This is a genomic window from Saccharothrix australiensis, from assembly GCF_003634935.1.
In the GTDB taxonomy this organism is placed as follows: Bacteria; Actinomycetota; Actinomycetes; order Mycobacteriales; family Pseudonocardiaceae; genus Actinosynnema; species Actinosynnema australiense.
Genome location: NZ_RBXO01000001.1, coordinates 1,990,056 through 2,011,690, shown reverse-complemented (window position 1 = coordinate 2,011,690; position 21,635 = coordinate 1,990,056). Strand labels below are relative to the sequence as shown.

19 protein-coding genes are annotated in these 21,635 nt (G+C 72.1%); 13 read left to right on the top strand and 6 right to left on the bottom strand.

All coding sequences use genetic code 11. From position 1 onward, the window contains the following. Positions 1 to 43: 43 nt before the first annotated feature. Positions 44 to 772 carry an amino acid ABC transporter ATP-binding protein gene (locus tag C8E97_RS09490; RefSeq protein WP_211347213.1) on the bottom strand — a complete coding sequence of 243 codons (729 nt, stop codon included), beginning with the start codon at positions 770 to 772 and terminating at the stop codon, positions 44 to 46. Positions 773 to 934: 162 nt separating this feature from the next. Between C8E97_RS09490 and C8E97_RS09485 the strand changes: the two genes are divergently transcribed. Beyond that, on the top strand, positions 935 to 1,612 hold the full coding sequence (locus C8E97_RS09485) for a response regulator transcription factor (protein WP_121003555.1): 678 nt from the start codon (positions 935 to 937) through the stop codon (positions 1,610 to 1,612). Then, entirely contained in the window at positions 1,613 to 2,992 is a 1,380-nt protein-coding gene (locus C8E97_RS09480) for a sensor histidine kinase (RefSeq protein ID WP_121003553.1), read from the top strand. A 22-nt stretch (positions 2,993 to 3,014) separates the two neighbouring features. Here C8E97_RS09480 and C8E97_RS09475 read toward each other — a convergent pair whose 3' ends face one another. After that, positions 3,015 to 3,986 (bottom strand): TAXI family TRAP transporter solute-binding subunit, encoded by a 972-nt coding sequence (locus C8E97_RS09475; protein ID WP_246018775.1) that lies wholly within the window; start codon positions 3,984 to 3,986, stop codon positions 3,015 to 3,017. A gap of 58 nt (positions 3,987 to 4,044) precedes the next feature. Here C8E97_RS09475 and miaB point away from each other — a divergent pair, with 58 nt between their 5' ends. Further along, positions 4,045 to 5,514 (top strand): tRNA (N6-isopentenyl adenosine(37)-C2)-methylthiotransferase MiaB, encoded by a 1,470-nt coding sequence (miaB, locus tag C8E97_RS09470; protein WP_121003551.1) that lies wholly within the window; start codon positions 4,045 to 4,047, stop codon positions 5,512 to 5,514. Continuing rightward, positions 5,511 to 5,984 carry an Rv2732c family membrane protein gene (locus tag C8E97_RS09465; RefSeq protein WP_121011194.1) on the top strand — a complete coding sequence of 158 codons (474 nt, stop codon included), beginning with the start codon at positions 5,511 to 5,513 and terminating at the stop codon, positions 5,982 to 5,984. The genes miaB and C8E97_RS09465 overlap by 4 nt, the downstream gene beginning before the upstream one ends. Positions 5,985 to 6,674: 690 nt before the next feature. Here C8E97_RS09465 and C8E97_RS09460 read toward each other — a convergent pair. Continuing rightward, positions 6,675 to 7,997, bottom strand: a complete 1,323-nt coding sequence (locus tag C8E97_RS09460) for a DUF349 domain-containing protein (RefSeq protein ID WP_121003549.1) — start codon at positions 7,995 to 7,997, stop codon at positions 6,675 to 6,677. 217 nt (positions 7,998 to 8,214) lie between these two features. Here C8E97_RS09460 and C8E97_RS09455 point away from each other — a divergent pair, with 217 nt between their 5' ends. From C8E97_RS09455 to dapF, 3 genes are read left to right on the top strand one after another with little or no spacing between them, the layout of a single operon-like run. After that, positions 8,215 to 8,910 (top strand): class III extradiol ring-cleavage dioxygenase family protein, encoded by a 696-nt coding sequence (locus C8E97_RS09455; RefSeq protein ID WP_121003547.1) that lies wholly within the window; start codon positions 8,215 to 8,217, stop codon positions 8,908 to 8,910. 4 nt (positions 8,911 to 8,914) lie between these two features. Continuing rightward, the gene (gene miaA, locus C8E97_RS09450) at positions 8,915 to 9,817 is read left to right on the top strand and encodes a tRNA (adenosine(37)-N6)-dimethylallyltransferase MiaA (RefSeq protein ID WP_121003545.1); all 903 of its coding nucleotides are present in this window, start codon (positions 8,915 to 8,917) and stop codon (positions 9,815 to 9,817) included. 10 nt (positions 9,818 to 9,827) lie between these two features. After that, a complete protein-coding gene (gene dapF, locus C8E97_RS09445) occupies positions 9,828 to 10,628 on the top strand; it encodes a diaminopimelate epimerase (protein ID WP_121003543.1) in 801 nt (266 codons plus the stop codon). Positions 10,629 to 10,652: 24 nt separating this feature from the next. Here dapF and C8E97_RS09440 read toward each other — a convergent pair whose 3' ends face one another. After that, entirely contained in the window at positions 10,653 to 11,525 is an 873-nt protein-coding gene (locus C8E97_RS09440; RefSeq protein WP_121003541.1) for an SMP-30/gluconolactonase/LRE family protein, read from the bottom strand. A gap of 109 nt (positions 11,526 to 11,634) precedes the next feature. Further along, the gene (locus tag C8E97_RS09435) at positions 11,635 to 12,852 is read right to left on the bottom strand and encodes an MFS transporter (RefSeq protein WP_121003539.1); all 1,218 of its coding nucleotides are present in this window, start codon (positions 12,850 to 12,852) and stop codon (positions 11,635 to 11,637) included. A 55-nt stretch (positions 12,853 to 12,907) separates the two neighbouring features. On the opposite strand from C8E97_RS09435, the gene C8E97_RS09430 reads away from it, so the two are divergent. Genes C8E97_RS09430 through C8E97_RS09420 form a run of 3 tightly spaced genes read left to right on the top strand, consistent with a single transcriptional unit; the run spans position 12,908 to position 15,901 of the window. After that, complete coding sequence (locus C8E97_RS09430) at positions 12,908 to 13,393, top strand: ArsR/SmtB family transcription factor (protein ID WP_121003536.1); 486 nt, start codon at positions 12,908 to 12,910, stop codon at positions 13,391 to 13,393. Between the two features lie 42 nt (positions 13,394 to 13,435). Next, on the top strand, positions 13,436 to 14,878 hold the full coding sequence (gene hflX / locus C8E97_RS09425) for a GTPase HflX (protein WP_121003534.1): 1,443 nt from the start codon (positions 13,436 to 13,438) through the stop codon (positions 14,876 to 14,878). A 3-nt stretch (positions 14,879 to 14,881) separates the two neighbouring features. After that, the gene (locus C8E97_RS09420; RefSeq protein WP_121003532.1) at positions 14,882 to 15,901 is read left to right on the top strand and encodes an esterase-like activity of phytase family protein; all 1,020 of its coding nucleotides are present in this window, start codon (positions 14,882 to 14,884) and stop codon (positions 15,899 to 15,901) included. 6 nt (positions 15,902 to 15,907) lie between these two features. Here C8E97_RS09420 and lexA read toward each other — a convergent pair whose 3' ends face one another. Then, on the bottom strand, positions 15,908 to 16,609 hold the full coding sequence (lexA, locus tag C8E97_RS09415) for a transcriptional repressor LexA (RefSeq protein ID WP_211346952.1): 702 nt from the start codon (positions 16,607 to 16,609) through the stop codon (positions 15,908 to 15,910). Positions 16,610 to 16,829: 220 nt separating this feature from the next. On the opposite strand from lexA, the gene C8E97_RS09410 reads away from it, so the two are divergent. The 3 genes from C8E97_RS09410 (at position 16,830) to C8E97_RS09400 (ending at position 21,504) form a co-directional block, all read left to right on the top strand. Then, entirely contained in the window at positions 16,830 to 17,327 is a 498-nt protein-coding gene (locus C8E97_RS09410) for a LysM peptidoglycan-binding domain-containing protein (RefSeq protein ID WP_121011191.1), read from the top strand. Between the two features lie 662 nt (positions 17,328 to 17,989). Beyond that, positions 17,990 to 18,442 (top strand): transcriptional regulator NrdR, encoded by a 453-nt coding sequence (gene nrdR / locus C8E97_RS09405; RefSeq protein WP_121003528.1) that lies wholly within the window; start codon positions 17,990 to 17,992, stop codon positions 18,440 to 18,442. A gap of 227 nt (positions 18,443 to 18,669) precedes the next feature. Then, entirely contained in the window at positions 18,670 to 21,504 is a 2,835-nt protein-coding gene (locus C8E97_RS09400) for a vitamin B12-dependent ribonucleotide reductase (RefSeq protein WP_121003526.1), read from the top strand. The last annotated feature ends 131 nt before the right edge of the window (positions 21,505 to 21,635 follow it).

The window sequence follows — 21,635 nt, the reverse complement described above, 5'->3', positions numbered from 1 at the left end:
CGGGGTCTGGCGGCGCCAGGCTCAGCGCCGCGGTCAGGGGACTTCAGTGGGTCAGGATCTTGCCAAGGAAGTCCTTCGCGCGGTTGGACTTCGGCGCGGAGAAGAACTGCTCCGGCGTCGAGTCCTCGACGATCTCGCCGTCGGCCATGAAGAGCACGCGGTCGGCGGCCTTGCGGGCGAAGCCCATCTCGTGCGTCACCACGAGCATGGTCATCCCCTCCTTGGCCAGCGTGGTCATCACGTCCAGCACCTCCTGGACCATCTCCGGGTCCAGCGCGGAGGTCGGCTCGTCGAACAGCATCACCTTGGGTCGCATCGCCAGTGCGCGGGCGATGGCCGCCCGCTGCTGCTGCCCGCCGGACAGCTGGGCGGGGTACTTCTCCGCCTGGTTGGCGATCCCCACCCGCTCCAGCAGCTCCATCGCCGTCTTGCGGGCCTGCGCGGCGGGCGTCTTGCGGACCTTCACCGGCGCGAGCATCACGTTGTCCACGATGCTCTTGTGGGCGAACAGGTTGAACGACTGGAAGACCATGCCGACGTCGGCCCGCAGCCGCGCCAGCTCCCTGCCCTCGGCGGGCAGCGGCTGGCCGTCCACCTCGATGGTCCCGTCCTCCACCGGTTCGAGGCGGTTGATCGTGCGGCAGAGGGTCGACTTGCCCGAGCCCGACGGGCCCAGCACGACGACGACCTGGCCCTTCGGCACCTCCAGCGTGATCTTCTTGAGCACGTGGAGCGGCCCGAAGAACTTGTCCACGCCCGCCATCCGGATCATCGGCGGAGCAGGTGTGGGGCCGGTCATCAAGTCCTCCAGTGGGGGTTCCTCGGACGTTGGCGGAAACCTAGGTGTGCGCCACCACACCAGTCCAGGCGGTTGAGCAAGACTTAGGGTCTCAACTCTGTCACAGGCAGGCGACGATAACTCGGGAGGACGCCGGTGCGGGTGCTGTTGGTCGAAGACGACGACCGCGTCGCGGAAGCGCTGGTCCCGGCCCTGGCCCGCCGCGGTTTCACGGTCGACCGCCAGGCTACCGGGCGCGGGACGCTCGACCGGCTGGCCGGCGTCGACGTCGTGCTGCTCGACCTCGGGCTGCCCGACATCGACGGCGTCACGCTCTGCCGGCAGATCCGGGCGGCCAGCGACGTGGCGATCATCGTCGTGTCGGCGCGCGGCGAGATCGACGACCGCATCCTCGGCCTGCACGCCGGCGCGGACGACTACCTGGTCAAACCGTACGACGTGGGCGAGCTGGTGGCGCGGGTGCACGCGGTGCGGCGGCGGCGCGGCGACCCGGTCGGCCTCGGCGGCACCGGCACCGAGGTGTTCGAGGCGGCGGACGTCCGGGTGGACCTCAAGCGGCACGAGGTCACCGTGGCGGGTGAACCGGTGGCGCTCTCGCGCAAGGAGTTCCAGGTGCTCGCGCTGGTGATGGCGGCGGGCGGGGCGGTGTGCACGCGGGAGCGCATCCTGGCCGAGGTGTGGGGCCGCACCTGGGCGGGCGCGAACCGGACCCTCGACGTGCACGTGGCCACGCTGCGCACCAAGCTGGGGCGGCCCGCGCTGCTGGAGACGGTGCGCGGCGTCGGTTACCGGTTGAGTTCGAGCGGGGGCTGAGTGCGGTCGCGGCTGCTGGGCATCGTGCTCACGCTGGTGGTGCTGGTGCTGGTGGGTATGGGCGTGCCGCTGGGGCGCGGGGTGGCCGCCGCCGAGCAGCAGGAGATGTTCCTCGACCGGCTCACCGACACCGCCCGGTTCGCGTCGGTGGCGCAGCGACCGCTGACCGACGACCAGCCCACCCTGGTCGAGCGCGAGTTCGCCCGCTACCACGACCTGTACGGGATCAAGGTGGCGCTGCTGGACCGGGCCGGGCTGGTGGTCGCGGCGTCCGGACCCGGCGTGGAGGTCACCTCGGAGCCGGTGTCCGACCTGGTCCGGGGCGCGCTGGCGGGACGGCAGCCGGCGGCGCCCGACCTGCTGATGCCGTGGGACTCGGCGGAGCTGGTGCTGGCGGAGCCGGTGCTGGTGGACGGCGAGGTGCGCGGCGCGGTCGTGACGTTCTCCCCCACCGACAAGACCCGGTCCGAGGTGCTGATGTGGTGGGGCGTGCTGCTCGGCGCGAGCCTGCTGGTGCTGGCCCTGGCGGTGCTGGCCGCGCTGCCCCTGGTCCGGTGGACGCTCGGGCCGGTGCGGCGGCTGGACGACGCGACCGGCGCGCTGCTCGCGGCCGTGGTGTCCGGCCGGCCCGTGCAGCCGGTGGGGTCGTCGTCGGGCCCGCCGGAGCTGCGGCAGCTGTCCCGGTCGTTCGACCAGATGGCGGCGAACGTGGGCGACGTGCTGGCCGCGCAGCGGGCGTTCGTGGCGGACGCGTCGCACCAGCTGCGCAACCCGCTGACCGCGCTCAAGCTCCGGCTGTCCAACCTGGAGGGCCACGTGTCGGGCGACGCCGTGGTGCACCAGGTGGCGGCGCTGGACGAGGCGGACCGGCTCAACCGCATCCTGGACGAGCTGCTGTCGATGGCCCGCGCCGGCTCGCCGTCGGTGGACCCGGTGGTGGTCGACGTGGACCGCGCCGTCGCCGGGCGGCTGTCCGCGTGGCAGCCCGCCGCCGCGTCCCGGTCGGTGCACCTGGTGCTGGACGGTGAGCCCGCCGGCCTGGCGCTCGCCCCGCCGCGCGGGGTGGAGGCGGTGCTGGACGCGCTGCTGGACAACGCGCTCAAGTTCGCGCCCGACGACACCCTGGTCCGGGTCGACGTGCGACGGCGGTCGTCGTTCGTGGAGCTGTCGGTGCGCGACGAGGGGCCCGGCCTGTCGCCGGAGGAGCTGGAGCGGGCCACGGACCGGTTCTGGCGCTCACCGGCGCACCAGAACATCCAGGGTTCGGGCCTGGGGCTGGCGCTGGTGCGGCAGATCGTGGAACGGGTGGACGGCGTCGTGCGGCTGTCGCTGCCCGAGGGCGGCGGGTTGCGGGTGACGGTGACGTTCCCCACCGCCTAGGACCCCGGCGCCGGCCCCTGCCTCAGACCTTCGCGTCCCGGTAGTAGTTCTCCGCGCCGGGGTGCAGCGGCAGCGGTGTCGTCTCGATCGCCGACCTGACCTCGATCGACCTCGCCACCGGGCTGGCCTCGACCAGCGCGGGCTGCGCGTGGAACAGGCCCCGGAGCAGCGCCTCCGCCACGTCCGCCGGCATCGCGTCGGTGACCAGCAGGAAGTTCCGCACGACCAGCGTCGTGATGGGCGTGGTGACCGGCCCGCCGGGCAGCTCGTAGGCCGAGGCGGGCACCGTCGCCGAGCCGTACACGGGGTACAGGCGGCGCAGGTTGGGCAGCACGTCGCGCAGGTCGAGCATCCGGATCCGCACCGTCGACGCCAGCGTCGTCACGCCCGCCGTCGGCACGCCGCCCGACCAGAAGAACGCGTCGAGCTGGTCGTTCCGCATCGCGTCCGCGGTCGCGTTCAGGTCCAGGTACCGGACATCCAGGTCCTCGGTCGGCGACATGTCCGCCGAGCGCAGCAGGCGTTCGGCGATGAGCTTCACGCCCGAGTCCCGCGCGCCGATCGAGACCCGCAGGCCCTTCAGGTCCCGCAGCGTGTGCACCTCCAGGTCGGCGCGCACGCCCACCTGGAGGTAGTCGTCGTGCATCCGCGCCAGCGCGTACAGCCGGTGGCCGCCCGCGCCCCCCTGCGCGGCCCCCTGCGCGTCCTCCGCCGCGTCCGCCGCCGAGAAGCCCACCTGCGCCTGGCCGGTCCGCAACCGCTCCAGGTTGTCCACCGACCCCGCCGTCTCGACCACCCGCGGCCGGGGGATGCCCGGATCACGCGTCCAGCTGTCGGCCAGCACCGAGCTGAGCTTGTAGTACACGCCCGTGTCGCTGCCCGCCGCCATCGTCAGCTCGACGCGGTCGAACTCACGGCCGCAGGCCGTCACGAACAGGGCGGCGAGCGCCAGCACGACCCCGACGGCGCGCACGCGCGGCAGCGTTCCCGACACCCGCGCATCGTCCCACGCCCACGCTCTACCCTGGGTTCCGACGGAAGGACTAGGTGCAGTGACCCGGAGTTACCAGATCCGCACGTTCGGCTGCCAGATGAACGTGCACGACTCCGAGCGCCTCGCGGGGATGCTCGAAGACGCGGGCTACACGCCCGCGGACGGCGACACACCACCCGATGTGGTGGTGTTCAACACGTGCGCGGTCCGGGAGAACGCGGACAACAAGCTCTACGGCACCCTCGGCCACCTCGCACCCGCCAAGAGCGCGAACCCGGACATGCAGATCGCCGTCGGCGGCTGCCTCGCGCAGAAGGACCAGGGCGAGATCGTCAAGCGCGCCCCGTGGGTCGACGTCGTCTTCGGCACGCACAACATCGGGTCGCTGCCGGTGCTGCTGGAACGCGCCCGGCACAACCGCGAGGCCCAGGTCGAGATCCTGGACTCGCTGGAGACCTTCCCGTCGACCCTGCCCGCCCGCCGCGACTCCGCCTACTCCGGCTGGGTGTCGGTGTCCGTCGGGTGCAACAACACGTGCACGTTCTGCATCGTCCCGTCGCTGCGCGGCAAGGAGAAGGACCGCCGTCCCGGCGAGGTGCTGGCGGAGGTGCGGGCGCTGGTCGCCGAGGGCGTGCTGGAGGTGACGCTGCTCGGGCAGAACGTCAACTCCTACGGCGTCGAGTTCGGCGACCGCTACGCCTTCGGGAAGCTGCTGCGCGCCACGGGCGGCATCGAGGGCCTGGAGCGCGTCCGGTTCACCTCGCCGCACCCGAAGGACTTCACCGACGACGTCATCGCCGCGATGGCCGAGACGCCCAACGTGTGCCACCAGCTGCACATGCCGCTCCAGTCCGGCTCCGACCGGGTGCTCAAGGAGATGCGCCGCTCCTACCGGTCCGCGAAGTTCCTGGGCATCCTCGACAACGTGCGGCGGGCCATGCCCGACGCGGCCATCACCACCGACATCATCGTCGGCTTCCCCGGCGAGACCGAGGAGGACTTCCAGGCCACCCTGGACGTGGTGCGCGAGGCGAAGTTCTCCAGCGCGTTCACCTTCCAGTACTCCAAGCGCCCCGGCACGCCCGCCGCCCACCTGCCCGACCAGCTGCCCAAGCAGGTCGTGCAGGAGCGGTACGACCGGCTCGTGGCGCTGCAGAACGAGCTGTCCTGGGAGCAGAACAAGCTCCAGGTCGGCCGGACGGTCGAGGTGCTGGTCGCGCACGGCGAGGGCCGCAAGGACGCGGAGACGCGCCGCCTGTCCGGCCGCGCGCGGGACGGCCGCCTCGTGCACTTCGCACCCGGCGACGCCCACATCCGCCCCGGCGACGTGGTCGAGACCGTGATCACCTACGCCGCGCCGCACAACCTCATCGCGGACGGCGACCTGATCAGCCACCGCCGCACCAAGGCGGGTGACCGGTCCGAGGCGGGCATCAAGCCGAAGACCGCCGGCGTGACCCTCGGCCTCCCGAAGTTCGGCGCACCGGAGCCCCTGCCGGCCGCCGTCGGCGGGTGTTCGGCCGGATGAGCGACGAACCCGACGACCTGGCCGGCCTGCGCGACGAGATCGACCGCGTCGGCCGCTCGGCGGCGCGGCGCTTCGATCCGGGCACCGGCGCGCTGACCATCGCCGTCGCCGTGCTGGCGATCCTGCTGTCCCTCGTCCTGCCCTGGGTCGGGGACAGCACGGGCCTCCGGGTGCTGCTCGGCGAGGCGGACGCGATGCCGAAGTTCTTCTCCTACGCGTCGCTGCTGGCCGGCGTGCTGCTGCCCGCGATCACCCTGGCCGTTCGGCGCTGGGCACTCGCCTGGGTCTGCGCGCTGGCGTCGTTCGCGGCATCGGTGAGCGGCGTGCTGTCGATCTGGATGACGCAGACGACCACCGGCCACCAACCCGGACCGGGACCGGGACTGGGCCTCATCCTGGCCGTGATCGCCATCGTCGTGCTGCTGGTGAAATGGCTGCGCATAGCCGCCTCCCGCGCCGGCCTTCCGTAGCACAACCCGACACCGACCTCCGACCCAGGACCACCCCGCACAGACCCCGGCCCAGCCCCACCGCACCGCGCAGCACCGACCCGGACCCACTGCACCGCGCAGCACAGACCCGTGGTCTCGTGTTCTCCCCGTATGGCCTGCCCGCAGGGCGACCACAGTCGGTCAGGGGGCGCAAGCACGCTTCACCGCTTGCGCCCCCTGACCGACTGTGGTGGCCTTTGACAGGCCATGCGGGGAGAACACGACGCCTTGGCTTTTGTTTTTCCTCCCCGGCGGCCTGCCCAGCGGCGAGCGCCCTTCTTTTCCGCTTTGACCCGCCAAAACCGAAGAACTTCCGCGCGGATCTCAGCCGAACAAAAGCGTCCTCGCCGGACAGGCAGGCCACCAAGGATGAGGGCAAAGCTTCTTCGAAGCTTTGCAAGCTTTTCAAGCTTCTTCGAAGCTTGAAAAGCTTTGGCTGCGTGTCATCCCCGTACGGCCTGTCAAAGACCACCACGCTTGTCAGGCCAGGTCAAGCGAAGGGCGTGCTTGACCTGGCCTGACAAGCGTGGTTGCCCTGCGGGCAGGCCGTACGGGGATGACACGCAGCCGGCCGTGGTGTGCCTGTCGGGTGGCCGGGTCGGCCTGCCCCTGAACGAAGTCGGACCCCTTTCCCGTCGGTGGCGGGAAAGGGGTCCGGCTTTGTGGTGACTAGCGCGTGGCTACCGCCTGTTCGGCTGCCGCCAGCCATTCGCGCCACTGCTTCGCCTGCGCCTCGGCCTGTTCCGCCCGGCGCTTGTCGCCCGCCGAGCGCGCCTTCGCCGCCTGCGCCTCGAACTGCTCGACGCGCTCGCGGAACTGCGCGACCCGCGCTTCCGCCTCCGGGTCGGAGCGCCGCCACTGCGCGTCGACCGCGCCGCGCACGCGCTCCTCGATGGCGCGCAGCTTGCCCTCCAGCTCACGGACCCGCTCGCGCGGCACCTTGCCGATCGCGTCCCAGCGCTCCTGGATCTTGTAGAGCTGCTGCCGCGCGGCTTCCAGGTCGTGGGACGGGTCGATGTGCTCGGCCTCGGCGAGCAGCTCCTCCTTCAGCTTGGCGTTGGCCGCGAACTCGGCGTCACGCTCCGAGAACGCCTCCGAGCGCTTGGCGAAGAAGGCGTCCTGCGCCGCGCGGAACCGCTGCCACAGGGCGTCGTCGGCCTCCTTGGGCGCACGCCCGGCGGCCTTCCACTCGACCATCAGCTCCTTGTAGCGACCGGCCGTGGGGCCCCAGTCGTCGGAGTCGACGAGCTTCTCGGCCTCCTCGACCAGCTCCTGCTTGCGCGTCTTGGCCACGCTGCGCTGCCGGTCCAGGTCCGCGAAGTGCGAACCGCGCCGGCGGTTGAACGCGTCCCGCGCCTTGGAGAACCGCCGCCACAGCTGCTCGTCGGTCTTCCGGTCGACCCCGCGGATGGTCTTCCACTCGTCCAGGATGGCCCGCAGCCGGTCGCCCGCGGCCTTCCACTGGGTGGACTCGTTGGCCAGGGTCTCGGCCTCCTCCACCAGCTGGAGCTTGCGGGCGCCCGCCTGGGCACGCGCCTCGTCCTTGGCCGCCTTCGCCGCCTCCAGCCCCTCCTCGGCCTTGGCCAGCACGTACTCGACGCGCGCGGCCAGTGCCGCCAGGTCGCCGACCACAGCCGCGTCCGCCAGGCTCTCCTGGACGTGCTTGGCGCTGGTCAGCGCGTGCTTGGGGTCGCCGGCCCCGGACGACAGCCGGGTCACCAGCAGCTCGACCTCGGTGCGGATGTCGTCGAACCTGCGCGCGAAGTGCGCCAGGCCCTCGGCCGGCTCGCCCGCCTGCCAGGAACCGACGACCCGCTCGCCGTCGGCCGTCTTGACGTAGACGGTGCCGTCCGCGTCCACGCGCCCCCAGCGGTCAGGGTGGTCCGACGCCACGGGGACCGGCGGAGGGGTGTTCACCGTCCGCGTCTCCTCGACCACCGCCCCCGTGCCACTGTCGCCAGTGGCTTCCGGTGTCGTCTCGTGCTCCGTCATCGCCGGCTTCCTCCTCGCCTGCCCACTTCGTGGTGCCCGTGCCGACCACGGGCGCCCCGCCGATGGCGGGGCCCAGCACCCGAGTACCTGGGGCGTCAGCTCGACCCTGCGTGCCGGTCTCGCGGACTCCTCGACAGTCCCCAGTACCCCGCGCGCATTCAAACAGGTCAAGGCTCGCATCGGTACTGGTGGTGGCCGATGAGTAGCGTTGGTTGCCATGATCTCGCGTGTCGCCGTGGTGCCGCACCCCCCGCTGCTCGTGCCCGAACTGGTCGGCGGGGCGGTGGACGAGACCGCCGCGGTGCGGGCCGCGTGCCTTGCCGCGGCACGGGAACTGGCAGAACACGACCCCGACTGGACGGCGGTGGCGGTCGACCCGACGGGTCCCCGAACGGTGGAAAATGTTGCCGGATCGTTTCGTGGCTACGGCGTCGACGTGCCCGTCTCGCTGTCCCGGCGGCCGTCCTCTGTGGAGGTCGGGTTGCCGCTGCCCGCCCTGGTCGCCGGGTGGCTGCGGGAGCACGCGGGGGCGCGCAGCGTGCGGGTGCACCTCGTGCCGCCGGACCTGCCGACCGCGGACTGCGTGGCGTTCGGGGCCCGGCTCGCGGCGTCCGCGTCACCCGGACGGGCGCTGCTGGTGCTCGGTGACGGGTCGCACCGGCACGGCGACGCCGCCGTGGGCCGGCCGGACGACCGGGCCGGGCCGTTCGACGAGGCCGTCCGCGCGGCGCTGGCCGGCGCGGACGCGGCGGCGCTGACGGCGCTGGACCCGGCGCTGGCCGACGAGCTGGGTGCGCGGGGACGGGCCGCCTGGCAGGTGCTGGCGGGCGTGCCGGGCGCCTGGCGGTGCGCCCGGTCGGAGCTGCTGGTCCCGTTCGGCGTCGGCTACCACGTGGCCGTCTGGGAGGCTTGACGGCGTGAACGCCCCGATCGCCGTCGTCGGCCCCACCGCCACCGGCAAGTCCGACCTCGCCGTGCGGCTCGCCGTCGCCCTGGGCGGCGAGGTGGTCAACGCCGACTCGATGCAGTTCTACCGGGGCATGGACATCGGCACCGCGAAGGTGACGCCCGCGGAGCGGCAGGGCGTGCCGCACCACCTACTGGACGTGCTGGACGTCACCGAGCCCGCGTCGGTGGCCGTCTACCAGCGGGAAGCCCGCGCCGTGGTGGAGTCGGTGCTGGCCGCCGGCCGGGTGCCCATCCTGGTCGGCGGGTCCGGCCTGTACGTGCAGGCGGTGCTGGACGACCTGGTGTTCCCCGGCACCGACGACCGGGTCCGCGCGCAGTTGGAGGGCGAGCTGGCCGTGTTCGGCGCCGAGGTGCTGCACGCGCGGCTGGCCGAGCTGGACCCGGCGGCGGCGCTGGCGATCCTGCCGACCAACGGTCGGCGCGTGGTGCGCGCGCTGGAGGTCATCGAGCTGACCGGGCAGCCGTTCTCGGCGACGCTGCCCAAGCCCGGTCCGGCCCGCTACGGCACCGTGCTGGTCGGGCTGGACCGCGCGGTGGCCGAGCTCGACGAGCGGGTCGACCGGCGCGTGGACCGGATGTTCGCGGCCGGGCTGGTGGAGGAGGTGCGCGCGCTGGAGGCCGTCGGCCTGCGGGACGGGCGGACGGCGTCGCGGGCGCTGGGCTACCAGCAGGTGCTGGCGGCGTTCGACGGCGAGTACGACCTGGCGACCGCCGCGCGCGAGACCGCGCAGGCCACCCGCCGGTTCGTGCGCAGGCAGCGGTCCTGGTTCCGCCGCGACCGGCGGGTCACCTGGTTCGACGCGGGCGCCGACGGTCTGGTCGACGACGTCCTCGAACTGGTGGCGAAGTAGCCTGGCCGTCGTGGGAGTGGAGTTTCTGAAGGGCCACGGCACCGAGAACGACTTCGTCGTGCTGCCCGACCCGGACGGCGTGCTGGACCTGACGGAGTCGCGCGTGCGGGCGCTGTGCGACCGGCAGCGCGGGTTGGGCGCGGACGGCGTGCTGCGGGTCGTGCGGCCCGACCTCGGCCCGTGGTTCATGGACTACCGCAACGCCGACGGCTCCATCGCCGAGATGTGCGGCAACGGCGTCCGCGTGTTCGCCCGGTACCTGGTGGAGGCGGGCCTGGCCCCGCTCGGCACGATCGCCGTGGCGACGCGCGCCGGTCGGCGGGACGTCGTGGCGCACGAGGACGGCACGGTGACCGTGGACATGGGGCCCGCGCGGGTCACCGGCGCGTCCTCGGCGCGGGTCGGCGGCCAGGCGTTCGGCGGCGTGGCCGTGGACGTCGGCAACCCGCACCTGGCGTGCGTGACGTCGACCCCGGTCGCGGCGCTGGACCTGCGCGACCAGCCGGGTTACGACCACGAGGTGTTCCCGCGCGGCGTGAACGTGGAGTTCGTCAACGTGCTCGGCGACGGCGCGCTGCGAATGCGCGTCCACGAGCGCGGCGTGGGCGAGACCAGGTCGTGCGGCACCGGGACGGTCGCGGCGGTCGCCGGGTGGCTGCACGAGGAGGGCCGGACCACCGGGGAGGCCACTGTGGACGTCCCCGGCGGGCGGGTCGCGGTGGTGGTCCGCGAGGACGGCTCGACGCTCACCGGCCCGGCGGTGCTGCTCGCTCGCGGGGAACTCGACCAAGGCTGGTGGGACGCCCTCTAGAGCCGGACCCCCGCGAGACGCCCGTCAGAGCCGGACGACCTCCAGCCTGCCCAGCCGGTCGGCGGCGACCACCTCCGGCTGCGAGGTGGGCGCGGTGCAGCACACGAGCCGGTCCCCGACCAGCGCCACCGCGAAGCAGACCTGGCTCGTTTCCACCCTCCGGGTGATCTCCCCGCCCTCCACCACCCGGAAGGCGTACGGCTGGAGCGCCGGCGCGACCCACACGCCGCCCTCGTCGTCGGTGGCGATCCCGTCCGGGGCGATGTAGTGGTCCCGCAGCGAGGCCCAGGCGCGCCGGTTGGACAGGGTGCCGTCGTCGGCGACGTCGAACGCCGTCAGCGCGAACGCGAGCGTCTCGGCGACGACGAGCGTGGGCCGACCCTCCTGCCGGTTGCCGAGGAAGCCCATGCCGTTGGGGAACTTCAGGTCCTCGGCGGCCGTCGACACCGTCCCGTCGGGCCGGACCAGCGCCAGCGGCGTGCCCGGCGCCGTCCAGCCGGGTTCCAGCAGCCGCTGCTCGCCGCCCTCCGCGAGCAGCGCGTGCAGGTCGAACCCGAAGTTGCCCACGTAGGCGCGGCCGGCCCGGTCGACCAGCATGTCGTTCGCGTGGAACGTGGCGATGCCGCCCAGGTCGGCGTGCGGCACCAGCGCGCCGCCCTCCAGCCGCAGCACCGAGCGGTCCTTCATGGACACCACCAGCAGCCGCCCGTCGGGCAGCCACCCGAGGCCGGACGGCTGCTCGGGCACCGTGCACACGACGGTCTCGTCCCCGGTGTCGAGGTCGAGCGCCCGCACCTCGTGGTCGTAGAAGTCGGAGTAGTACAACCGGCCGTCGGGACCGTGCCGGGGCCCTTCGCCGAACCGAAGGCCCTCACGCAGGACCGTGGTGTCCGCCATGCCCCTCGACGCTAGTGATCACCGGTCCGCCACCGCATCGCCCGCAGTGGTGACGCCCGCGCCCGACAGCGGGACCCGCCACCGCGGACGGGGTCACGCGGGCACGGCGTCATGCGGGCACGGCGTCACGCCTCCGCAGGGGCGAGCACAGCACCCACCCCGCGGCCAGCACCCGGCCGACCATCGCCACCCACAGCGCCGTCATGATCCCCACCTGCTCGCCCAGCAGGCCGCCCACCAGCCCGCCCAGCGGCAGCGCGCCCCACACCACGAACCGGACCGACGCGTTCATCCGGCCCAGCAGGTGGTCGGGGCAGATGGCCTGCCGGTAGCTCACCTGGACGATGTTGTAGACGGTCGCCCCGTAGGCCAGCGCCAAGTCCGCGACCACGACGAGCGCGAGCCGCCAGTCCGCGCCCGCGAACGGCAGCAGCAACCCGAACGGCTGGGTGACCAGGAGCGACAGCCAGACCGCCCGCAGCCCGAACCGCCGGTTCCACCGGCTCGCGGTCAGCGCGCCGAGCACGCCGCCCACGCCGGCCGCGCTGAACAGCAGCCCGATCACGCCGTCCGACAGCCCGAGCGCCCGCGACAGGAACAGCACCATGACGGCCGTGCCGACCGCGTCGAAGAAGTTCGCCGTCCCGGTGGTGCAGACGATCGCGCGCAGCGACCGGTCGGCGAACACGAACCGCAGGCCCTCCGCGATCTCCGACCGCAGCCCCGGCCGGTCCGCCGCGGCGGGCGACTCGGGCTCCACCGCCCGGATGCGCAGCAGGAACAGCGCCGACCACAGGTAGCCGAGGCCCGTGGCCAGCACGCCGTTGGCCGCGCCGACGGCCTGCGCGACACCACCCGCCGCCGCAGGCCCGGACACGTGGGCCACGGAGTGGCTCGCGGTGAGCTTGGAGTTGCCCTCGACGAGCTGGTCACGCCCGACCAGCGCGGGCAGGTAGGACTGGTAGGCGACGTCGAACAGCACCGTCGCGGCACCGACCAGCAGCGCGACCACGACCAGGTGCGCGAACGTCAGCGTGCCCAGCCACCAGGCCAGCGGGATGGACAGCATCAGGGCGGCGCGCACGGCGTCGGCGGCGAGCATCACCGGGCGGCGGCGCATCCGGTCCACCCACACCCCGGCGGGCAGGCCGATGAGCAGGAACGCGGCCGAGTTCGCCGCCGTCAGCAGCCCCATCTGCCACGGGGTGGCGGCCAGGGCGCCCGCGGCGAGCAGCGGCAGCACGGTCTGGCCGATGGTGGAGCCGAACTGGCTGACGGTGTCGCCCGCCCACAGCAGCCGGAAGTCGCGGTGCAACCAGAGGGACACGGTGGGCGAGTCTCGCCGAAGTGATTGGAAACTGTCAATCACTTATGCTGTCCCCGTGCACAGACGTCCCGCGAGCGAGGCGGAGGCCGCCGCGCTCTCCTCAGCCGTGCGGCTGCGCATCATCCGGCTGACCCACGGCCGCGCCCTGACGAACCAGGAGATCGCGGCGCGGCTCGGCAAGGACCCGGCCACCACCCTCCACCACGTGCGCAAACTCGTCGCCACGGGCTTCCTGGAGCCCCAGCCCGCGCGCACCGGCAACCGGGGCGCCCGCGAAATTCCCTACCTGTCGACCGGTCTGTCGTGGAAGATCTCCGGCGGACAACGGCAGGAGACCCGCGAGGCGGTGCTGGAGGCGTTCCTCGCCGAGGTCGCCGAGGTGCCGCCGGGCAGGCTCAGCCAGAGCAGGCTCGTGGTCCGCGTGGACCCCGCGGAACTAAAACGGCGGCTCCGTTCGTTGTTGGATGAGTTGGAAGCCGAGCCGGACGACCCGGCCGGGGAACGCGTGGCGATCTACCTGGCGACGTACCCGGGTGATTGACCACTCGGCACCCGCATCGGCACGTGCGACGATAAGAGGCAAATGACGGAAAACACGCACCACGGCAGCGACTGGCTCGACCACGACGAGCTGTCCGCCGGCGAGCTGGCCCTCGCCGACCGCGCGGCGCTCCGCCGAGTCGCCGGGTTGTCCACCGAGCTTGAGGACGTCACCGAGGTCGAGTACCGGCAGCTCCGCCTGGAGCGGGTCGTGCTGGTCGGTGTGTGGACCGAGGGCACGGCGGCCGACTCGGAGGCGTCGCTGGCCGAGCTGGCGCTGCTCGCCGAGACCGCGGGCTCCGAGGTGCTCGAAGGGCTCGTGCAGCGCCGCGACCGGCCCGACCCGGCCACCTACGTCGGCTCCGGCAAGGTCGCCGAGCTGCGCGACATCGTGATCTCGACCGGCGCGGACACGGTGATCTGCGACGGCGAGCTGTCCCCCGGCCAGCTGCGGCAGCTGGAGGAGAAGCTCAAGGTCAAGGTGGTCGACCGGACGGCGCTGATCCTGGACATCTTCGCCCAGCACGCCTCCTCCAAGGAGGGCAAGGCGCAGGTCGAGCTGGCGCAGCTGCAGTACCTGCTGCCGCGCCTGCGCGGCTGGGGCGAGTCGCTGTCCCGGCAGGCCGGTGGCCGGGCGGGCGGCGGCAACGGCGGCGTGGGTCTGCGCGGTCCCGGTGAGACCAAGCTGGAGACCGACCGCAGGCGCATCCGCGCGCGGATCGCGAAGCTGCGCAGGCAGATCGCCGCGATGAGCGTCATCCGGGACACCAAGCGCGGCGCGCGGGTCGCCAACGCGGTGCCGAACGTGGCCATCGCCGGCTACACCAACGCGGGCAAGTCGAGCCTGCTCAACGCCCTGACCGGGGCGGGCGTGCTGGTGGAGGACGCGTTGTTCGCCACCCTGGACCCGACGACCAGGCGCACGCAGACGCCGGACGGCCTGCCCTACACGCTGACCGACACCGTCGGCTTCGTCCGGCACCTGCCCCACCAGCTGGTGGAGGCGTTCCGGTCGACGCTGGAGGAGGTCGCCGACGCGGACCTGCTGGTCCACGTGGTCGACGGCTCGGACGGGATGCCGGAGAAGCAGGTCACGGCCGTGCGCGAGGTGATCTCGGAGATCAGCGAGCGCCGCGAGGACCCGATGCCGCCCGAGCTGCTGGTCGTGAACAAGATCGACGCGGTCGGCGAGCTGGGCCTGGCCCGCCTGCGCCACCTGTTCCCGACGGCGGTCTTCGTGTCCGCGCACACCGGCGAGGGCATCGCGGAGCTGCGGGAGCGCGTCGCGAGCCTCATCCCGCACCCCGAGGTCGTGGTGGACGCGCTGGTGCCGTACGCGCGGGGCGAGATCGTGGCCCGCGTGTACCGCGAGGGCGAGATCCTGAAGGAGCGGCACACCGAGGAGGGCACCGAGCTGAGCGCCAGGGTCCGCCCCGACCTGGCCGGGGTGCTGGAGCAGTTCGCCGTGAACGGAAGCCGTGCCTGACCGTTGCTGCCGGCACTGCTGACACTGGCCCTGACGGCCGGTTCCGCCCTCGCGGAGCCGGCCGTCGTCGACGTCTGCCGGATCTCGGACCAGCGGCTCCAGGAGCTGTCCGGGCTGGCGTCCGACGGCGAGCGCTGGTACGCGGTCAACGACAGCGACGACGGGCACGTCGAGATCCAGGTCCTGGACCGCACCTGCGCGATCACGCGGACCATCGAGGCGCCCGCCAACCCGTTCGACGTGGAGGACCTGGCCCTCGCGCCGGACGGCACCCTGTGGCTGGCAGACACGGGCGACAACGGCAGGTCGCGGGAGACGGTGGCGCTGCACGCCGTCGCCCCGGACGGCACGTCCAGGCTCTACCGCCTGACCTACCCGGACGGGAAGCACGACGCGGAGGCGCTGCTGCTGGACGCGCGCGGGGTGCCGCACGTCGTCACGAAGGAGTCCATCGGCTCGCCCCTGGTCTACCGGCCGAAGGGCGACCTGGACGTCGGCGCGCCGACGCCGATGGAGCAGGTGGCGAAGGTCCGCATCCGCGGCACGGACACCCCCGGCGGCCCGCTGCAGAGCTCGGTGGTGACGCGCGTGGTGACGGGCGGCGCGATGTCCGCCGACGGCAAGGTGGCGGCGCTGCGGACCTACACCGACGCCTACCTGTTCCCGGTGCCCGACGGCGACCTGGCGAAGGCCCTGGAGTCCGACCCGGTGCGGGTCCCGCTGCCGAACGAGCCGCAGGGCGAGGCCATCGCCTTCGACCCGGACGGCACCCTGCTCTCGGCGTCCGAGTTCGGCGACCGGGGCACCGGCTCGACGGTCCGGGCGGTCGCCAACGCCACCGCCCTCGCCACGCCACCGCCCACGACGACCACGCCGCCGCCCCCGCCGCAGGGCGACCCGGCGGCGGCCCCACCCACCACCGACGAGGACCGGCCGCTGCCGTGGGGCGTCATCGGCGCCGGAGCGGCGGCGCTGGCCCTCACGGGCCTGCTGGTCCGCCGCTCCCGCAGGCGCGGGGCCTGACCCGGCTCAGAGGCGGCGCAGCACGGCGACGACCTTGCCCAGGATCGACGCCTCGTCGCCGAGGATCGGCTGGTAGGCGGGGTTGTGCGGCAGCAGCCACACGTGCCCGTCACGCCGCTTGAACGTCTTCACCGTGGCCTCGCCGTCGATCATGGCCGCGACCACGTCGCCGTTGTCGGCGGTCGGCTGCTGCCGCACCACGACCCAGTCGCCGTCGGTGATGGCGGCGTCCACCATCGAGTCACCGACGACCTTCAGCAGGAACACCTCGCCCTCGCCGACGATCTCGCGCGGCAGCGGGAACACGTCCTCGATGGACTCCTCCGCCAGGATCGGGCCACCGGCGGCGATGCGACCCAGCATCGGCACGTAGGCGGGGGTCGGCTTGGAGGCCGGGTCGAGCCCCGTCACGATCTCGGTGGGCAGCACGCCCACGGCGCGCGGCCGGTTCGGGTCGCGCCGCAGGTAACCCTTCCGCTCCAACGCCCGCAGCTGGTGCGCGACCGAGGAGGTGGACGTGAGGCCCACCGCCTCGCCGATCTCCCGCACGCTGGGCGGGTAACCGAAACGGTCCAACCAGTCGCGGATCACGTCGAGCACCTTGCGCTGCCGCAGCGTCAACCCGGCGTTGCCCGCGATGTCCCCGGGTTCGGGCACGGAGGGCGCATCGGCGGCCGTGCGCAGGTCGTCGTCGGTCTTGCGAGCCACTGTGCTTCCCCTCCTCACCGGTCCCGATCGCCCAGGCCGGCTGTTACGTCGATCTTCAGTTGTCGAAGGTAGCCGCACTCCACGTCCAGATCAAACACCTGTTCGAAGTAAGTGTCGGCGTGTCCTTCGCGTTTCGCCGGACGAGGTGGTAGACAATCGCACGGATGTTCGATCGAACACCAGTTCGATCATGATCTGCTGACCTGCGGTGGAGGACGTCATGGTGGTGGTCATAGGCACACGGGCGGGATTCGAGCTGGTCGACGGCGCCGCGGCGGAGGACGTGCGCCGGGGCGAGCCACTGCGGCCCGGACCGAGGGTCCTGCGCAGCTTCGCCGACACCCGCCGCCCGCACACCCCGCGCGCCCGCCCCCTGGCGGTCCACGGCGCGCCCGAGGCGGCGGCGTGCCGGGTGCGGGAGGACAAGCGCCACCCGGCCGTCCAGCTCGCGGTCCAGACGATCCTGGCCGTGGTGGCCGCCGTCACCCTGAGCCTGCTCTACCTGCACGGCTCCGGCGCCACGACCGTCCCCGAGCGCACCACCGTGGTCCACGTCCAGATCGGCGACAGCCTGTGGGACATCGCCGAACGCACCGCGCCGAACAGCGACCCGGAAGCCGTGGTCGCCCGCATCAGGCAACTGAACGACCTCGACACCACCTCCATCACCCCCGGCCAACCCTTGGTGGTCCCCGACGGCGGCACCACCTCCCCCTGACCCCCTCGACACCTCCTCACGCCTCGCCCACTCACGCCTCGCCCACTCACGCCTCACCTCCTCACGCCGCCGCCCCACGCCACAACCCAACCCACCCACGCCACCGCGCCACCGCGCACACTCCACCCGAGCGTGTCATCCCCGTATGGCCTGCCCGTAGGGCAACCACGCTGGTGCGGCCAGGTCAAGCACGCCCTTCGCTTGACCTGGCCGCACCAGCGTGGTGGTCTTTGACCAGGCCATACGGGGATGACACGCGACGCGAAGCTTCAAGCTTCGCTTGAAGCTTCGCCCTCATCCTCGGCGGCCTGCCCGTCCGGCGAGGACGCTCTTGAAGCTTTGACCCCGAGCCGCACGGCACCGACTCGCGCAGGACGCACCGGGCGCACCGGAGGCACCGGGTGCACGCTCGCACCGAAGAACGCCACGCCACGCCCGAGCGACCACCACCACACCCGCCGCGTAACCGCCACGTCGCAGCCGGTTTCACCCACCCGTGTCGTCCGCGACACGCCGGACCCCAACTTGCACCACGTGGGCCACAGGCATAGGTTGACCCCTACATCTAGTGGTTACACCGTTGTAGTTAGTCCACAGGTTGGGGTTTTCCTCGCCACGTCGGCTAACGCGATGGGTGCTGCGCCGGGGAGGGGTGACCAGTCGTGCGCTGTCCGTTCTGCCGCAACTCGGACTCCCGCGTGGTCGACTCGCGCGAGGTCGACGAGGGCCAGGTGATCCGCCGCAGGCGGTCCTGCTCCAGCTGTGGGCGGCGGTTCACCACCGTCGAGGAAGCGGTGCTCGCCGTGGTGAAGCGGTCGGGGGTCACGGAGCCCTTCAGCCGGGACAAGGTGGTCAACGGCGTCCGTCGGGCGTGCCAGGGGCGGCCGGTCGACGAGGACGCCTTCCACCTGCTGGCCCAGCGCGTCGAGGAGTCGATCCGCTCGACCGGCTGCGCGGAGATACCCAGCCACGAGGTGGGCTTGGCGATCCTGGGTCCGCTGAGAGAACTCGACGAGGTCGCCTACCTCCGGTTCGCCAGCGTGTACCGCTCGTTCTCCTCGGTGGAGGACTTCGAGAAGGAGATCGCCGACCTGCGCAACGCGCAACGCGGCTAGGGCGCGACGACCAGGGCACGGCGCCTCCGGGGCGGGGCGGCCCCTGAGCGGGAAACCCCGTTCGCCGTGCCCGGCCGACGATGCCCGAACCGCGCTTCGCCGGGTCCCGACCCGGCCGCAGCACCACACGAACTCGGCTCGCAAGCCTGCCGCGACCGCCTCGGACGGAAGCCCGGACGTGGGTCGCACACCGGAATTTCGACAACGCGCGGAAAGAGGAACGGGGAATGACGGAGACCGTTGGTGGCTCCAGCAAGAAGACGGCCACCCGCAACGGTGCGGGGGACAAGCGCCTCACGGTGAACCGGGTCTACACCACCGAGGGCGTGCACCCGTACGACGAGGTGACCTGGGAGCGCCGCGACGTCGTCATGACGAACTGGCGCGACGGCTCGATCAACTTCGAGCAGCGCGGTGTCGAGTTCCCCGACTTCTGGTCGGTCAACGCGACGAACATCGTGACCAGCAAGTACTTCCGCGGCGCGGTCGGCACGCCGCAGCGCGAGCACAGCCTGCGCCAGCTGATCGACCGCGTGGTGAAGACCTACACCGAGGCGGGCGTCAAGCACGGCTACTTCGCGGCCGACGAGGACGCTCAGGTCTTCGAGCACGAGCTGACCTGGATGCTGCTGCACCAGGTGTTCAGCTTCAACTCCCCGGTGTGGTTCAACGTCGGCACGAGTTCGCCGCAGCAGGTCAGCGCGTGCTTCATCCTCGCCGTGGACGACACGATGGAGTCGATCCTCAACTGGTACCGCGAGGAGGGCCTGATCTTCAAGGGCGGCTCGGGCGCGGGCCTGAACCTCTCCCGGATCCGGTCCTCGAAGGAGCTGCTGTCCTCCGGCGGCACCGCCAGCGGCCCCGTGTCCTTCATGCGCGGCGCGGACGCGTCGGCGGGCACCATCAAGTCCGGTGGCGCGACGCGCCGCGCGGCGAAGATGGTCGTCCTCGACGTCGACCACCCCGACGTGGAGGAGTTCATCGAGACCAAGGCGCGCGAGGAGGACAAGGTCCGCGCGCTGCGCGACGCCGGGTTCGACATGGACCTCGGCGGCAAGGACATCGTGTCCGTGCAGTACCAGAACGCGAACAACTCGGTCCGCGTGTCGGACGAGTTCATGCACGCGTACGAGAACGGCGGCCGGTTCGGCCTGCGCGCCCGCCAGACCGGCGAGGTCATCGAGACCGTCGACGCCAAGGCGCTGTTCCGCAAGCTGGCGCAGGCGGCGTGGGAGTGCGCCGACCCCGGCATCCAGTACGACGGCACCATCAACGACTGGCACACCACGCCGGAGTCGGGTCGGATCACCGCCTCGAACCCGTGCTCGGAGTACATGCACCTGGACAACTCCAGCTGCAACCTGGCGTCGCTGAACCTGATGAAGTTCCTCCAGGACGACGGCCTGTTCAACGCGGAGCTGTTCGCGAAGTCGGTCGAGCTGGTGATCACCGCGATGGAGATCTCGATCAGCTTCGCGGACTTCCCGACCGAGCCGATCGCGGAGACCACCCGCAAGTTCCGCCAGCTGGGCATCGGCTACGCCAACCTCGGCGCGCTGCTGATGGCGACCGGCCACGCGTACGACTCGGAGGGCGGCCGTGCGCTGGCGGCGGCCATCACCTCGCTGATGCAGGCGACGGCGTACAAGCGCTCCGCCGAGCTGGCGGGCGTCGTCGGCCCGTACGAGGGCTACGCCCGCAACGCCGAGGCGCACCAGCGGGTCATCCGCAAGCACTCGGCGGCGAACGACATGCTCCGCACCTACCACGCCAACGACGCCGCGGTGCAGAAGGTCGCCACCCGCACGTGGCAGGACTGCATCCGGATCGGCGCGCGCAACGGCTGGCGCAACGCGCAGGCCAGCGTCCTCGCGCCCACCGGCACCATCGGCCTGATGATGGACTGCGACACGACCGGCATCGAGCCGGACCTGGCGCTGGTGAAGTTCAAGAAGCTGGTCGGCGGCGGCTCCATGCAGATCGTCAACCAGACCGTGCCGCGCGCCCTGAAGGTCCTCGGCTACCAGGCCGAGCAGATCGAGGCCATCGTCGAGTACATCGGCGAGCACGGCCACGTGGTGGACGCGCCGGGCCTGCGCCCGGAGCACTACGAGGTGTTCGACTGCGCGATGGGCGACCGCTCCATCGCGCCGATGGGCCACGTGCGCATGATGGCCGCGGTGCAGCCGTTCATCTCGGGCGCGATCTCCAAGACGGTGAACATGCCGGAGTCGGCGACCGTGGAGGACGTCGAGGGCATCTACTACCAGGGCTGGAAGCTGGGCCTGAAGGCGCTCGCGATCTACCGCGACAACTGCAAGGTCGGCCAGCCGCTGTCGGCGGGCAAGGCCGCGAAGGCGTCCGCGGAGGCGAAGACCGAGACGGTCGTCGAGTACCGCCCGGTCCGCAAGCGCCTCCCGAAGAAGCGCCCGTCGCAGACGGTGTCGTTCACCGTCGGCGGCGCGGAGGGCTACCTGCACGCCGGTTCCTACCCGGACGACGGCCTGGGCGAGATCTTCGTCAAGCTCGGCAAGCAGGGCTCCACGCTGGCCGGCGTGATGGACGCGTTCTCCATGTCCATCTCCGTCGGCCTCCAGTACGGCATCCCGCTGGAGTTCTACGTCTCCAAGTTCCAGAACCTCCGGTTCGAGCCGGCCGGCATGACCGACGACCCGGACGTGCGCATCGCGACCAGCGTGCTGGACTACCTGTTCCGCCGCCTGGCCCTGGACTACCTGCCGTTCGAGAAGCGCGCCCAGCTCGGCATCTTCACCGCCGACGAGCGCACGGCGCAGGTGGCGCAGGACTACGGCAGCGGTGACGTCGACCTGGAGGGCCTGCGGACCTCCGTGGACGCCACCTCCACCAAGGCCGCGGCCGAGGTGGAGGAGAAGAAGAAGCCCCAGCAGGACGTCAAGGTCGGCAGCTCCACGGAACTGCTCGAACTCCACCTGGGCACGACCGCCGACGCGCCGCTGTGCATGACGTGCGGCACGAAGATGCGCCCGGCGGGCTCCTGCTACCTGTGCGAGGGCTGCGGCTCGACGTCCGGCTGCAGCTGACCGCGGTGCTCGACGGCCCCTGACGGCCGGACAGCTCCCTGGCGGAACGTGGGGCCTCGAACCGAACGCGGTTCGAGGCCCCGCGCACAGGCGCCCTCGGAGGTCCGCGGGCGCGTCGGATCTCCCGTGCC

Coding starts and splice junctions, on each gene's coding strand:
- C8E97_RS09410 (WP_121011191.1), top strand. CDS start 16,830: ATGGTGGTGGTCATAGGCACACGGGCGGGATTCGAGCTGGTCGACGGC.
- C8E97_RS09460 (WP_121003549.1), bottom strand. CDS start 7,997: ATGACGGAGCACGAGACGACACCGGAAGCCACTGGCGACAGTGGCACG.
- C8E97_RS09400 (WP_121003526.1), top strand. CDS start 18,670: ATGACGGAGACCGTTGGTGGCTCCAGCAAGAAGACGGCCACCCGCAAC.
- C8E97_RS09490 (WP_211347213.1), bottom strand. CDS start 772: ATGATCCGGATGGCGGGCGTGGACAAGTTCTTCGGGCCGCTCCACGTG.
- C8E97_RS09465 (WP_121011194.1), top strand. CDS start 5,511: ATGAGCGACGAACCCGACGACCTGGCCGGCCTGCGCGACGAGATCGAC.
- hflX (WP_121003534.1), top strand. CDS start 13,436: ATGACGGAAAACACGCACCACGGCAGCGACTGGCTCGACCACGACGAG.
- C8E97_RS09455 (WP_121003547.1), top strand. CDS start 8,215: ATGATCTCGCGTGTCGCCGTGGTGCCGCACCCCCCGCTGCTCGTGCCC.
- C8E97_RS09440 (WP_121003541.1), bottom strand. CDS start 11,525: ATGGCGGACACCACGGTCCTGCGTGAGGGCCTTCGGTTCGGCGAAGGG.